The following is a 12,939-nucleotide window of genomic DNA, read 5'->3' as shown; positions in this document are numbered from 1 at the left end:
TAATTTAAGAGTATAAATCAGGTACAATTGATGCAATCTACGTCAGGTTAGACAAGCTGTTGCGCATGAGCGATTTACGTCATACGGCCACGCCGGGCCGGCCAAAGGATATGGCCAAACGGCAATCCATTCTGGATGCTGCCAAATGCCTGTTTCTGGAACTGGGCTATGAAGGCAGCAGCATGGATAGCATTGCCCTGGCCGCCGGAGTATCCAAGCTCACGGTGTATAAGCACTTTAATGACAAGGAAACCCTGTTTATTGCTGCAGTGGAAAATCACTGTGAAAACCAGTTGCCTGCACTGGATTTTGACTTAAAAACCGACATGGCGATTGAAACTGCTCTAAACCGCATTGCCCTGCGTTTTCAGTCGATTATTTACAGCAAGGAAGGGCTGGAACTGCACCGCCTGATGTGCAGTATGACCCAGCATAACCCCACGCTGGTGCACAAGTTTTTTGCCGCTGGGCCAACGCGGGTGCTCAGCCACATGACCCGCTTGCTGGAACAGGCCCATTCCCAGCGCAAGTTAAGCATTGCCAACAGCCTGCAAGCCGCTGAGCATTTTTTAAGCCTGTTTTGTGGACACCGCCACATGCGCGTGCTGTTTGATATTGAAGCTGCGCCCAGTGAACAGCAACAACAACAACTGGCACAGGACAATATTGCCTTTTTTGTGCGGGCTTATCGTTGCTAGCCATTACTCATTTTAGCGTTCATTCACTAAACGGATTCAGCCGGATCATCAGTGGCAGGCCCAATTGCTTGAGCAATGCTGCGCGAGAATGCGGATTGCGTGCTGCTTCCTGTGCAATCAGTTGGCTAAATTGCTGGTTAAAGCCTTGCCGGGGGTGTTGGCGTAATACATCTTGCCGATATGTTTTGTTCAATCGATAAAACCGCGCACCAATCACATCACAGGCTGCACCCTGTTGTAGTAAGCGGCTTTCCACACTGTCATGTTCATCCAGATGTGCATTCATGTGCAGGCAAATCATGTCCGCCACTGCCTCAGCTTTTTCTGCTGGATAATTGACGTTCTGGCTCCATGTTTTTGCAGCTTCGGCACTCGCCAGCGTAAAACAGCCACAATGCGGCCCGGCATGGGATTGGGCATGTGCTTCCGTAAAACCAAGGTCATGAAACAGGCAGCCAATCAGCAGGCTTTCAGGATCAAAGCCAAGCTATTCAATCTGACCCAGCGCCGCACCCCAATAATAGGTTCGCCATGAATGGCCAATAAGTGCGGGCGTGGCACAACCTTCCAGCTCACGAATGGCTTCCCTGAAAAAACGGTTATCCGGCACCTCAATGTTTTGTAGGGTCAGGTCAACTTTGGGCTGATCCAGATGCAGCATCGTCCTTAAAAACTGCGTCATGCTGGGGAGCAAGGCACGACGAATTAAGGCCTGTTTTTCCTTCAAGCTTAAACGGCCATTACTGGATCTTGTCCATACATAGCTTCCCAGTGGCGCCGTATTGTGTATGGTATTTTCATTGTTGTTATTCATCATAAGTTATCTACTAATTAGAGTAATTGCTCTAATTTAAAATAATCCAATTTATACTTAAAATCTAGAGTAATTACTCTAAAAAGTTAGATTTGTCTTATTTGTCCTAAAAAAGACAGACAGAATTAATGTCTGGCTGCTGATTCTGGCTAATGGCTATGCTGTGCCAAGGCTGGTAAAAATAATTTGCAATTAAAAACTTAAGCTGGCCTAAAACTGGCATATATTCAAAGCAGATGCGTCCAAGTGGTTTGAAAGTTCTGATTGCCGGAGTGCCTATGTTTAACGCCAATGACCCTGCTGATTGCCACGCCTGTCAAATCAGCGCCGATTCACAATCCGGTGAGCAAACCGATCCGCACGCGCCCCTGCGTGATGATGTGCGCCTGCTGGGTAATTTGCTGGGTGATACCCTCAAGCAGCAGGTTGGGCAGGCATTATTTGAAAAAGTCGAACAAATCCGGCATCTGGCCAAGCAAACCCGCGATGGTGATGAACAAGCCAAAAACCAGCTTGATGCCGTGCTGTCCAATTTAACTGAACAGGAACTGTTGCCAGTGGCGCGGGCATTTACCCAGTTTTTAAACTTTGCCAACATTGCCGAGCAGTATCACCGGGTGCGCCGCCGCCGTGACTGGCAAAGCCGTAAAGACACACCACCGCAGGCTGGGTCACTACAAGAGTTGATTCCACGTTTGCTGGCGGCCAATTGTACGCCCGACCAGCTATGGCAAACCGTGCTGGAACTGGATATTGAACTGGTGCTGACCGCGCATCCCACTGAAATCAGCCGCCGTACCCTGATTCAAAAATATGATGAGATTGCCGAATGCTTGCAAATTCTGGATCAGCAACAGTTAACCGTGCAGGAAAAACAGGCGGTGCTAGATCGGCTTAAGCGCCAGATTATTGCAGCGTGGCACACTGATGAAATCCGCAGTCACAAACCCACCCCCGTGGATGAAGCCAAATGGGGCTTTACTGCGATTGAACAAACTCTGTGGTTTAGCATTCCGCAGTTTATGCGTGAACTGGATGCAGTGGTACTGCAACACACGGGCAGGCATTTGCCGCTGACCCATGCCCCCGTGCGGTTTGCCTCATGGATGGGTGGTGACCGCGATGGCAACCCCAATGTGACCCATCAGGTGACGCAGGAAGTCCTGCTACTGGCACGCTGGCAGGCCGCTGATTTGTACTGGCGCGATGTGGATGCCCTGCGCTGGGATTTATCAATGGAAGACTGCAATGCAGCCTTACGCGAGGTGGTGGGTGAACGTTCCCGTGAACCCTACCGTGATATTTTGCGCACCGTCCGCACCCGGCTGGAACATACCCGCAACTGGCTGCATGCCCAGATTCGCGGTGCAGAGCAGCGTGTAGATCAGGGTACAAACCGTAGTTTTTCTGATCTGTCCAGCAATAGCTCAGCCATTGGCAGTGCAGCTATTGCTAGTAGCGCGGTTTACCATAATACCGATGAACTGATGCAACCCTTGCTGCTGTGCTACCAGTCGCTGGTGGATTGCAACATGCAGGATGTCGCCAATGGCGAGCTGCTGGATTTGATCCGCCGGGTGGCCTGCTTTGGCATTGAATTGCTCAAGCTGGATGTACGGCAGGAATCCGGCCGCCATCGTGAAGCCCTCAATGCCATTACTGAATATTTAAAACTGGGTTCCTATCTGGAGTGGGATGAAGCCCGACGCCAGCAGTTTTTATTGCAGGAACTCAATAACCCGCGCCCATTGCTGCCACATGATTTACATGTGCATCAATCGCATAGTGGCTGGTCGGACAATGTGCAGGAAGTATTGGCCACCTTTGACATGCTGGCTCGTCAGCCACATCACTCGCTAGGGGCTTATGTGATTTCAATGGCAGAATACCCCAGTGATGTGCTGGCAGTGATGCTGCTGCAAAAAGAAGCTGAAATGCCAAGACCCTTGCGTGTGGTGCCGCTGTTTGAAACCTTAAAAGACCTGAACAATGCCGCCAGCAGCTTGCAACAATTGCTGGAAATTGACTGGTATAAGCAGGCCATTACCGTCAGTGATGGACAAGGGCGGCAAGAAGCTAAACAAGAGATCATGATTGGCTATTCGGATTCCGCCAAGGATGCTGGTTTTCTGGCTGCCAACTGGGCGCAGTACCGTGCGCAGGAACAACTCACCCAAGTGGCCGAACAGCATGGCATCCAGCTGACCCTGTTTCACGGTCGCGGCGGATCGATTAGCCGGGGCGGGGCGCCCACCTATCAGGCCCTACTGTCACAGCCACCGGGTTCGGTCAAAGGCAAAATCCGTGTGACCGAACAGGGCGAAATGATCCGCTTCAAGTTTGGCATGCAAGGCATTGCCCTGCGCAATCTGGAGCTGTATGCCAGTGCCACGCTGGAAGCTACCCTGCTGCCACCACCAGCGCCCAAGCCGGAGTGGCGTGCCCTGATGGACAGCATGACCAAAGTGGCAGTTGGCACCTATCGGCAAACCGTGCGGGAAAATCCGGTCTTTATTCAATACCTGCGCACTGTGACACCAGAGCTGGAACTGCAAATGCTACCACTAGGCTCGCGTCCGGCACGCCGTAAGGTGAGCGGTGGCATTGAATCGCTGCGGGCCATTCCGTGGGTATTTGCCTGGACTCAGGTGCGCCTAATGTTACCTGCCTGGCTTGGAACCGGACGTGCCTTGCGCACGGCTCTGACAGAAGGCCAGCGCACTACCATTGACGACATGATGCAGCACTGGCCTTATTTTCAAACCCTGCTCGACATGCTGGAAATGGTGCTGGCCAAGGCAGACCCGGCCATTGCAGCCTATTATGAATCGCGCTTAACCCATGATGCGCAGTTGATTGATCTGGGCAAGGAATTGCGGCGCAGGCTGGACAGCGCCACCCAAACGCTGCTGGAGGTCATTAACCAGCCCGCCCTGTTGCAGCATGAATCCATGCTCAAGCGTTCGATTAATGTACGCACGCCGTATATTTTACCGCTGCATTTGTTGCAGGCAGAACTGATGCAGCGCCGCCGCGAGCATGACGACAGTACCTACGACCATGCGTTAATGGTCACCATTGCTGGCATTGCCGCAGGCCTGCGCAACACAGGTTAACCTAGCAGACGTTAAAACCAGCTAGACTTAATGCATGCAATCAAATGATTTATAATGGTTTTATAGACTAAAATTTCATGAGAGGAGAATGATATGGGCGCATGGGGCACTGGAATTTTTGAGGATGACACTGCACTGGATACCGTGCAAGAAGCCATTGACAGCACAGCAGCAGATTTTCTCCAGCAGGTGATTCTCACTGAAGACGATGAAGAATATCTGGAATATGACCGCGCGCATCAAATCATTATTGCCGGGGTAATTCTGGATGCCCTGCTCAATAGCACAGTGTATGAGCACAATGACGAAGCTTTTGAGCAATGGCTGGAACAGCAAAACAGGGACAGTGTGAATGAGTTCAAGCCGGTAGTGCTGGCAGGGCTTAAAATTGTTCTGTCTGGCCAGTCAGAACTCAATGAACTCTGGCAGGAAAACAACATGGAATATCCCAACTGGCGTGCCAATGTGGAAGGCATGATTGCCCGGCTGCAAGACTAATGATTAAATCGCAGCCTAAAATAATAACTTGAGATTGTTCATGACAAAATTAATCGTGCTGGCAGGTGCAGTGGTCAGTCTGCTATTAAGTAGCTGTGCAAAAACCAACCATGATGCACCAGCCGAATTGTCTGATAATAATAAAGTGAAATCTGAAATAGCTGAACAGGTTCATTCCAATACAGTCAGCACTTTAAATCATAGCTGTGCGAACTTAGACCTGAACACGCTTATTGGTTTTACAGAAGGCACAGTTGAAGCAAGCTGCCAGCCCGTTAGAGATTTTCACTTAAAACAGTTTAAATGTTCAGTGTCACAAAATGCTTTTGGGGCTGAACTCGATGCTATTGTCCTTAAAACAGATCAACTGTCCGTTTTTGCTTATGCGTCTTCTAAAGACTGTCAGCATGCGGTTGAGATTCGGAACGCGAATGAATAATGGCATCCAGCACTACAGGCCATAAACGCTGGTGTGAACTTCTAAATAAATCCATATGACCAATGTGCCCAAAGCCTTCCGTGGCTGGCTCAAGGCAAATAGTGCGTTGTGCTGCATTCGGATACAAGCGTAACAAGTCCGCTACATTAGCCCGGGTGGCAATTTCATCATCACTGGCATGAATGGCCGTTACTGGACAGCGAATTTCTGCGTGATAATGCTGGTCAACACTTTTGCCCAATGCATTGGCCACATAACCCGGCTTGCTGCACCATTCTGCCCACTGGCGCGCCACGCCTTTGGGCAGGTTTTCGCCCCAGCCAATTTTCTTGTTGTTGGCATGCCCGTATAACCGGATATTTAATGGCATATAGACATTAAACAATACCGGAGCCAGCCATTTGGTTTTGCCGCTTAAGCCTTTAACATGGCCTGTCGAGCCAGCAATGGCAATTACCTGTGCAATTTTCTGGTGATTGCGTACCAGCCCAGTGAGCTGACCACCAGCACTATGGCCGATTAGAATTACTTGCTGCTGACCCGTATGCAGGGTAAGCCAGTCCAGTGCGGCAGGAATATCCAGCTGACCCCAGTCCTGAATACGGGCGTTGCTGTATTTCACTGGCTCATGCAGCGACTGGCCAATCCCGCGAAAATCAAACACCAGCACCGCATGACCTTGCTGACTTAACCACTCACAAAACCTGAAATAAAACTGCTGCACAATTCCGGTGGCCGGGCACAGCAGGACAGGCCGTTTTTGCTGGGCGTCTTCGGTCTTAAAAAAATGGCCAGACAGTGCATAGCCATCTTCAGCAATGATTTGGACAGCTTGAGGAGTACTAGGTTTGTTCATTGAATTAATCCTGAAATTCCTGCCGGATATGGTGGAGCCAGCGTTCAACAATAGCCAGCTCATCGCTGGTAAACCCTTGCGTGAGCCGAAGATTAAGAGCCATAAGCTGGGCCTTGAATAACGTCAGCTGGTCTCTGCCCAAGGGTGTGAGCCACAAGCGGGTAGCGCGGCCATCCTCAGGACATTTTTTGCGCTCCAGCAGTTGTTGGCGTTGCATCCGGTCAATCAGGCCAGACACGGCTGACGGCACCAGATCCAGCGTCTGGGCAATATCACCAGCCAGTGCGCCATCCTGTTTTTCCAGCACAAACAATACGCCGGCCTGTGCTGCCGATACCTGAAAATCCGGCTTCCGATGTGACTCAATCCAGCGTTGCAATCGACGCTGGCTGCTGTTAAGCAGGAAAATGAAAAACGGTTTCTGACGCATCTTGGCGGTACTATTTATTTCATATGCGAACTAATTTAAAGGATTTAGGCTACTGCTGCAATAAATCATCAAAAATGTTTATTGACTGCTGCGTGCAAGCGCTTAAAAAATTAAGGTTTTACGCAACCATAAATAATTAATTCAAGCCTTTGAATTTAAAATTTTTTTACTGAACTATCATCAATTAAAAAAACAGTCCTATGTGATAGGCATGACTAACCCCTAACCTTTGTCTCACCGCTTTTTAAGGATAGTATCCACCACTTGCTGGTCTGGCGGTGCGCCATTGAAGCTTTCTCCATTCACCATTAAGCCACCTGATGATGCATATACTACATTTTGGGCAGCACTTAGGCCAATGATCCGATGCACGACATCTGGCCAACTTTCAAATGGGGAGTTTGTTCGTTCCTGAATAATTGTCCTTGCGGTATCCGGCCCAACACCCGGCATGCTGGCAAGTTCTGCCTCGCTTGCAGTATTAATTTCAACCGGATGCACCGTAAAAGGCGTACTGCTTGATGTGTCTGCCTGCGCCCGTCTGGTTAAAATTTCATTAGCCTGTGCCGTCTTGTCTTGAACCAATCGTTGTTCACGTGCAGCGTTGCGTTGAGCAATTTTTTCTAGCGTATTGGCGGCGGCAAGCTCGGCATAATGGCGCTGTACTGCTTCAAATGAAGCTTGATCAATACAATTAAAAGTTTCATTAATATGATAACCGTCTTCCTGTGCCCGTTGACGGGCTTCAACTGTTTTTAAGGGAATTCCATGGCAGACCGCCTGATACTCTGCTGACGCTTCCAGTTTTTGATCAGAGCATGCCACATTGAGCAGGCAAATTATCCCAATCCCTGAACAGGCTATAAGATTTCTTGGATGCATATTTTTCTAAAGAGTTGAATTAAATGTTAAAAGTGATGGATGGAATGATTTTATACGTTTGCATTCCTGTCCATTTCCAGCGCCTCAGCCAGCAGGCTTTCAATACGCCAGACCCGGTACAGGCTGTTAAACACCTGTTGTTGCTCACCAATTTGTAACACCATTACGGGCAAATCCGGCTGCTGATATGCCTCGCAGGTCGCTTGATTGGACGCTAGCCAGGCTTCGGTTTCTGGTAAATCAACCAGTTGTTGCTGGTCCAGTGCCATTGTCATTAAGCGCTGTACATGCGGTGTAAAACTGGCATCCAGCCCCCTGCACCAGACGCATTTAAGCAAATCCAGCAGGGTTTCACTGCGCTGTTCCTCATCCACACTATACAGAATGCGCGCCAGATTCAGGCTAGCGACCTGCGTTGGACGACAAAATGGTGCAATGCTGATCTCAGTCCGCCGTGACAAACGGGCAATCAAGCCCCAGTCAAACTCATCGCGCCCTTGATACGGCAATGGATGCACCCTTAGCGTGAGATTATAATAATCCACCAGTTCGCGCTTGATGTAGGCCAGAATCAGCCAGCTCACCGGGTCTTCCAGCGCCAGATAAATGTCCAGCCGGGCATGCAGCGCCTGTATTTCATTGAGGCTTTCCGGGTCATTGACCAGATGCTCGCCCCATTCAATATGATTAATTAAAAAAATTGGCTCGTTATTGAGTAATTTTTGCTGTTTTAGGCGCCGGGTCAGGCGCAGGAAATCATCAATGGCCCGGTAATGCCGCCCGCCAAACAGTAAAAATCCGCTGGCAATGGGTTCATCCACAAAGCGGATGGCGGGTAAATCAGGTGCTGTATTGCTGACAGATGCCGGAGATGGGCGCCGTGTGGCCATATAATGCAGGGTATTGAGCTTACCTTGCTGGTTTTGCCACAGCATGTGAAAAATATCCTGCAACAAATGCAGGTAATCCGTACCGCGCAAGGGCGAAGTTTTTAAAACAGTGGTGGCTTGCTGAATCAGGGCCGGACTGGGCAAACTGGCGCGAACCGTTTCGCTCACATCAAACACAAAACGGTGCTGGGCTGCCAATGCTGCTGCATCATCCAGCATATACTGCTGCCACGCTTGCGCACTCAATCCGTTGGGCGGTGGGCAGGCTTGCGTGCAAATCACAATCTTGAGTGGCTTTAAGCGCGGAATCAGCAATTCTTCCAGTTGCGGCAGAAGCTGCACCAACAGATAACTGTAGGCATCATCAAAGCGCAAATAAACCGTAATGCCATTGCGCGAAGACAGATGCCGTTGCCGGTAAGGCCGGTTGAAAAACCATCGGGAACGGATCGGGTCTAACCACCTTCGCGCCAGCGACATGAATATTTCCTTGCAATCACACAGGAGTTGTTAAGGGTTATCAATCTAGAATACTAATGGCAAGGACGCAAGTTTACTGTGTGCAAAAACCTGATGAAAAAACTAATAAGGCAAGCGACTGGTTCACCATTCAGTAAGTAAGCTATTGATTGACCAGAATAATTTTTGATAAGGTGCAACTGTTAAGGCCGCAGTTTTTAGATTGTGATCATCATGTCTTGACTGGATGAAAATATTGATAAAGATTGCCTTAAGCTAAAAAAATGCCCTGTCAGCATCAATCTAACAGGGCATTTTGGGAATGGCCGCTTATTAATACCAGACCTTTAGAACAGTTTAGTCCAGATTAACATCCGTTAATGCACCAGTTGATGCACTCGACACCAGACGGGCATATTTCGCCAGTACGCCACGGGTATATTTAGGCGCTGGACGAGTCCAATTGGCACGACGGGTGGCCAGTTCTGCCTCATCCACATGCAGGGTAATTTCACGGCTGACGGCATCAATACTAATGCGGTCACCGGTATTGACCAGGCCAATCAGGCCGCCTTCAAAGGCTTCCGGGGTAACATGACCCACCACAAAGCCATGGCTACCGCCACTAAAGCGGCCATCAGTAATTAGTGCAACAGATTGACCCAGCCCCTTACCCATAATGGCTGATGTTGGTTTGAGCATTTCGCGCATGCCGGGGCCGCCTTTGGGGCCTTCACCGCGAATTACCACCACTTCACCGGCTTGCACTTCACCATTTAAAATACCGGCCATGGCGCCTTCTTCACCCTCAAATACACGCGCCGGGCCTTCAAAGCGCAGGCCTTCCTTACCGGTAATCTTGGCCACCGAACCTTCTGAGGCCAGATTTCCCTTTAAAATGACCAAGTGGGAATCTTTTTTGATTGGTGCGTCAAACGGCATGATAATTTGCTGGTCAGCTGGATAATCCTGCACATTGGCCAGATTTTCAGCCAGAGTTTTACCAGTAACGGTCAGGCAGGAACCATCCAGCATGCCTGCATCCAGCATGCGCTTCATCAGGGGCTGAATCCCGCCAATGGCTACCAGCTCGGACATCATGTATTTACCGGATGGGCGCAGGTCTGCCAGCAGTGGGGTCTCCTTGCCAATGCGCACAAAATCGTCAAGGCTTAGATCCACGTCCACGGTACGTGCCATACCAATCAAATGCAGCACAGCATTGGTTGAACCACCCAGTACAATCACCACCTTAATGGCATTTTCAAAGGCAGCCTTGGTCATAATATCGCGCGGTTTAATGTCGAGGCGCAGCAGATTTAACACCGCTTCACCGGCACGGGTACAATCGTCCTGTTTTTCCTGTGACACGGCATCCTGCGCACTGGAACCCGGCAGGCTCATGCCCAGCGCTTCAATGGCTGATGCCATGGTGTTGGCAGTATACATGCCACCACAGGAACCCGGCCCCGGAATAGCCACTTCTTCAATTTGCTTGACCTGAATTTCGTTTAACTCGCCTTTGGCATGCTGGCCAACAGCTTCAAACACTGAAATCACATCGGTATGGCCCTTGCCCGGCTGAATGGAACCACCATACACAAAAATGGACGGACGGTTTAAGCGCGCCAGGCCCATGATGCAGCCGGGCATGTTCTTGTCACAGCCACCAATCGCAATCAGGCCGTCAAAACCTTCACAACCCGCTACCGCTTCAATGGAATCGGCAATAATTTCACGCGATACCATGGAATACTTCATGCCTTCGGTGCCGTTGGCAATGCCATCGGAAATGGTAATGGTATTAAAAATGACACCCTTACCGCCTGCTGCATTCACGCCGCTTTCGGCATCGCGCGCCAGGCCATCAATGTGCATATTACATGGCGTGACATTGGCCCAAGTGGAGGCAATGCCTACCTGTGGTTTTTTGAAATCTTCATCAGTAAAGCCTACTGCACGTAGCATGGCACGGGCCGGGGCGCATTCCACGCCATCAACTACCTGTGATGAATGCTTGCGTAAATTAAGGTTGTTCTGATTGTTATTGCTGTCATTACTCATGGGATGTTCCTAGTGTGCTTGGGATGTGCCTGCGCCGATAGCGTGGGTAGCATGTTTTACAAATTGGGGATAATTCTATGCCTTAAGCGCATTAAGGGAAAGGCATAACATCGTATCAACAGCATACCTATAACCCTATATCGAGTAAAATATATTAAACATATCAGAATGGGTCTAAAAATATATGACTACAACCACGCTAAGATCGCTTAGGCACTTCGTTGTAGTGGCAGAAGAGCTGCATTTTGGGCGAGCGGCGGCCCGTCTGCATATGACACAGCCGCCTTTAAGTCAAAGTATTCAGGCGCTGGAACAAGAATTAGGTATTGCCTTATTTAACCGCACTAACCGTAGTGTCAGCCTAACCCCGGTTGGGGCATTATGGTTACCGCATGTCCGCCACGTGCTGGATCAGACCGAGGCCTTACCGCAAGTTGCGCAACGATTGGCGCGCGGCGAAATCGGAACACTTCATTTAAGCTTTGTCAGTAGTACGGTTTATGGGCTTTTGCCAGAATTGGTCAGCCGTTTTTCGATGGCTTTTCCTGATGTTGAAATCACCTTAAAAGAAGCCACGAGCAACCTTCAGGTGCAATCCCTGTTAAACCATGAGATTGATATCGGGCTAGTGATTGCCCCGACCCACCGGGATTTTCCGCCAAACCTTGATTATCACCCGATATCCTCTGAGCCGCTGATCATTGCGCTTCCGCAGACATGGCTTAATGAAAAAAATAAAATTGGCGATAGTGACACCATCAATCTGCGTGATATGGCACATTTGCCCTTAATCCTTTTTCCCCGCGAAAGTTCACCAGCCCTGCACGATCTTATTACGGGATATTACGCCCAGCTTGGCATAGAACCCTTGCTTGGTCAGCAGGCCATCCAGATGCAAACGATGATTGGACTGATTTCTGCGGGAATGGGTTTTGCCTTGGTGCCTGATTCAATGCGGACTTTACAGCGGACTGGGGTTGTTTATAAATCCTTATATGGAGACGCACCAATGATGGAAACAGGACTGGTTTTACACACGCACCATGCCCCACCTTCAGCACGCAATTTGCTTCAACTGGCAATACAAATCCGTGAGAGGAACCCAAATTTCCTGTAGAGACCTTGGTGCGCTTGCTGGCAAAATTGATAAAAATTAATAGTGGATTCAGGTTTCTCCCCTGTTTAGGGGATAGCAATTTTCTGGCAGCGCCGTACCATTCTTGCTAACCCAACCGTTCAGGATGAACCCCATGAATAAGTCTTTTCTTGCTGCCATGATGCTTGTGCTGGCAGGCTCAACCACGGCACATGCCGGATTGCTGGATACCTTGAGCAAGGTCAATCAAGCGGTTAATACCGTGCGTGGCAATACTGCCAATGTTCCAGTGGCGACGCCTGCCCCGGCGCAACTGGCTGCTGACCACTCACAACTGATGCAAAGCTATGCAGCGCTGGATTGTGCCAGCTTGCAGGTGATGACAAATACACTAACGCAGCAGTTGCAGGCTGTACCGCAGGAAAATCAGGTGAGCAAAACCGCCGGTATGCTAGGCAAGGCTGGCGGACTATTTGCTTCGGTGGGTGCACTGGCGGGTGTGGATGTCCGGGCAGTCCAGCAGGTAGGACAAATGGCGCAGCAAGCCAACTCACTGGCGGCCAATACCTCTAGCGCAGCACCCCAAAATGTGATTGAACTCAACCAGCAACTGGCTGCATTACAGGTGATCCAGCAAGCCAAGGCATGCAAGTAAAGCTGTTAGAAGAAAATTAAAAAAATTCAGGCACGTTAAAAC

Annotated in this window: 14 protein-coding genes; 6 read left to right on the top strand and 8 right to left on the bottom strand. The window is 49.7% G+C overall.

The window, feature by feature from the left end:
- The first annotated feature begins 65 nt into the window (after positions 1 to 65).
- On the top strand, positions 66 to 698 hold the full coding sequence (locus tag E2B99_RS09545; protein WP_134244748.1) for a TetR/AcrR family transcriptional regulator: 633 nt from the start codon (positions 66 to 68) through the stop codon (positions 696 to 698).
- Positions 699 to 717: 19 nt separating this feature from the next.
- On the opposite strand, the gene E2B99_RS09540 is transcribed toward E2B99_RS09545, so the two are convergent.
- The 3 genes from E2B99_RS09540 to E2B99_RS09535 are packed head-to-tail and all read right to left on the bottom strand — an operon-like array spanning position 718 to position 1,515.
- Positions 718 to 984: a hypothetical protein gene (locus E2B99_RS09540; RefSeq protein ID WP_134244747.1), complete on the bottom strand. Its 267-nt coding sequence runs from the start codon at positions 982 to 984 to the stop codon at positions 718 to 720.
- An 11-nt stretch (positions 985 to 995) separates the two neighbouring features.
- Positions 996 to 1,142: a hypothetical protein gene (locus E2B99_RS14615; RefSeq protein ID WP_166739030.1), complete on the bottom strand. Its 147-nt coding sequence runs from the start codon at positions 1,140 to 1,142 to the stop codon at positions 996 to 998.
- A gap of 43 nt (positions 1,143 to 1,185) precedes the next feature.
- Complete coding sequence (locus E2B99_RS09535) at positions 1,186 to 1,515, bottom strand: hypothetical protein (RefSeq protein ID WP_134244746.1); 330 nt, start codon at positions 1,513 to 1,515, stop codon at positions 1,186 to 1,188.
- Between the two features lie 275 nt (positions 1,516 to 1,790).
- Here E2B99_RS09535 and ppc point away from each other — a divergent pair, with 275 nt between their 5' ends.
- The 3 genes from ppc (at position 1,791) to E2B99_RS09520 (ending at position 5,565) form a co-directional block, all read left to right on the top strand.
- Positions 1,791 to 4,628 carry a phosphoenolpyruvate carboxylase gene (ppc, locus tag E2B99_RS09530; RefSeq protein WP_134244745.1) on the top strand — a complete coding sequence of 946 codons (2,838 nt, stop codon included), beginning with the start codon at positions 1,791 to 1,793 and terminating at the stop codon, positions 4,626 to 4,628.
- A 93-nt stretch (positions 4,629 to 4,721) separates the two neighbouring features.
- Complete coding sequence (locus E2B99_RS09525) at positions 4,722 to 5,126, top strand: DUF4259 domain-containing protein (protein WP_134244744.1); 405 nt, start codon at positions 4,722 to 4,724, stop codon at positions 5,124 to 5,126.
- Between the two features lie 40 nt (positions 5,127 to 5,166).
- The gene (locus E2B99_RS09520; protein WP_134244743.1) at positions 5,167 to 5,565 is read left to right on the top strand and encodes a hypothetical protein; all 399 of its coding nucleotides are present in this window, start codon (positions 5,167 to 5,169) and stop codon (positions 5,563 to 5,565) included.
- Here the strand turns inward: E2B99_RS09520 and E2B99_RS09515 are convergent.
- The 5 genes from E2B99_RS09515 to ilvD all read right to left on the bottom strand — a co-directional run bounded on the left by E2B99_RS09515 (position 5,519) and on the right by ilvD (position 11,146).
- A complete protein-coding gene (locus tag E2B99_RS09515; RefSeq protein ID WP_134244742.1) occupies positions 5,519 to 6,421 on the bottom strand; it encodes an alpha/beta hydrolase family protein in 903 nt (300 codons plus the stop codon). The two genes, E2B99_RS09520 and E2B99_RS09515, sit on opposite strands and share 47 nt — an antisense overlap.
- 4 nt (positions 6,422 to 6,425) lie before the next feature.
- Positions 6,426 to 6,851, bottom strand: a complete 426-nt coding sequence (locus E2B99_RS09510; RefSeq protein ID WP_134244741.1) for a MarR family winged helix-turn-helix transcriptional regulator — start codon at positions 6,849 to 6,851, stop codon at positions 6,426 to 6,428.
- Between the two features lie 234 nt (positions 6,852 to 7,085).
- Positions 7,086 to 7,676 carry a ComEA family DNA-binding protein gene (locus E2B99_RS09505; protein WP_205669666.1) on the bottom strand — a complete coding sequence of 197 codons (591 nt, stop codon included), beginning with the start codon at positions 7,674 to 7,676 and terminating at the stop codon, positions 7,086 to 7,088.
- Between the two features lie 107 nt (positions 7,677 to 7,783).
- Complete coding sequence (locus E2B99_RS09500; protein WP_134244739.1) at positions 7,784 to 9,103, bottom strand: hypothetical protein; 1,320 nt, start codon at positions 9,101 to 9,103, stop codon at positions 7,784 to 7,786.
- Between the two features lie 336 nt (positions 9,104 to 9,439).
- Positions 9,440 to 11,146, bottom strand: coding sequence for a dihydroxy-acid dehydratase (gene ilvD, locus E2B99_RS09495; RefSeq protein WP_134244738.1), 1,707 nt, complete (start codon positions 11,144 to 11,146; stop codon positions 9,440 to 9,442).
- Between the two features lie 184 nt (positions 11,147 to 11,330).
- Here ilvD and E2B99_RS09490 point away from each other — a divergent pair, with 184 nt between their 5' ends.
- Positions 11,331 to 12,263 carry a LysR family transcriptional regulator gene (locus tag E2B99_RS09490; RefSeq protein ID WP_134244737.1) on the top strand — a complete coding sequence of 311 codons (933 nt, stop codon included), beginning with the start codon at positions 11,331 to 11,333 and terminating at the stop codon, positions 12,261 to 12,263.
- Between the two features lie 133 nt (positions 12,264 to 12,396).
- Positions 12,397 to 12,897: a hypothetical protein gene (locus E2B99_RS09485; RefSeq protein ID WP_134244736.1), complete on the top strand. Its 501-nt coding sequence runs from the start codon at positions 12,397 to 12,399 to the stop codon at positions 12,895 to 12,897.
- The last annotated feature ends 42 nt before the right edge of the window (positions 12,898 to 12,939 follow it).

The organism is Alkanindiges illinoisensis, assembly GCF_004377485.1.
In the GTDB taxonomy this organism is placed as follows: Bacteria; Pseudomonadota; Gammaproteobacteria; order Pseudomonadales; family Moraxellaceae; genus Alkanindiges; species Alkanindiges illinoisensis_A.
This window is presented reverse-complemented; position numbering and strand designations above follow the sequence as displayed.

Coding starts and splice junctions, on each gene's coding strand:
- E2B99_RS09545 (WP_134244748.1), top strand. CDS start 66: ATGAGCGATTTACGTCATACGGCCACGCCGGGCCGGCCAAAGGATATG.
- E2B99_RS09540 (WP_134244747.1), bottom strand. CDS start 984: ATGAATGCACATCTGGATGAACATGACAGTGTGGAAAGCCGCTTACTA.
- E2B99_RS14615 (WP_166739030.1), bottom strand. CDS start 1,142: ATGACCTTGGTTTTACGGAAGCACATGCCCAATCCCATGCCGGGCCGC.
- E2B99_RS09535 (WP_134244746.1), bottom strand. CDS start 1,515: ATGATGAATAACAACAATGAAAATACCATACACAATACGGCGCCACTG.
- ppc (WP_134244745.1), top strand. CDS start 1,791: ATGTTTAACGCCAATGACCCTGCTGATTGCCACGCCTGTCAAATCAGC.
- E2B99_RS09525 (WP_134244744.1), top strand. CDS start 4,722: ATGGGCGCATGGGGCACTGGAATTTTTGAGGATGACACTGCACTGGAT.
- E2B99_RS09520 (WP_134244743.1), top strand. CDS start 5,167: ATGACAAAATTAATCGTGCTGGCAGGTGCAGTGGTCAGTCTGCTATTA.
- E2B99_RS09515 (WP_134244742.1), bottom strand. CDS start 6,421: ATGAACAAACCTAGTACTCCTCAAGCTGTCCAAATCATTGCTGAAGAT.
- E2B99_RS09510 (WP_134244741.1), bottom strand. CDS start 6,851: ATGCGTCAGAAACCGTTTTTCATTTTCCTGCTTAACAGCAGCCAGCGT.
- E2B99_RS09500 (WP_134244739.1), bottom strand. CDS start 9,103: ATGTCGCTGGCGCGAAGGTGGTTAGACCCGATCCGTTCCCGATGGTTT.
- ilvD (WP_134244738.1), bottom strand. CDS start 11,146: ATGAGTAATGACAGCAATAACAATCAGAACAACCTTAATTTACGCAAG.
- E2B99_RS09490 (WP_134244737.1), top strand. CDS start 11,331: ATGACTACAACCACGCTAAGATCGCTTAGGCACTTCGTTGTAGTGGCA.
- E2B99_RS09485 (WP_134244736.1), top strand. CDS start 12,397: ATGAATAAGTCTTTTCTTGCTGCCATGATGCTTGTGCTGGCAGGCTCA.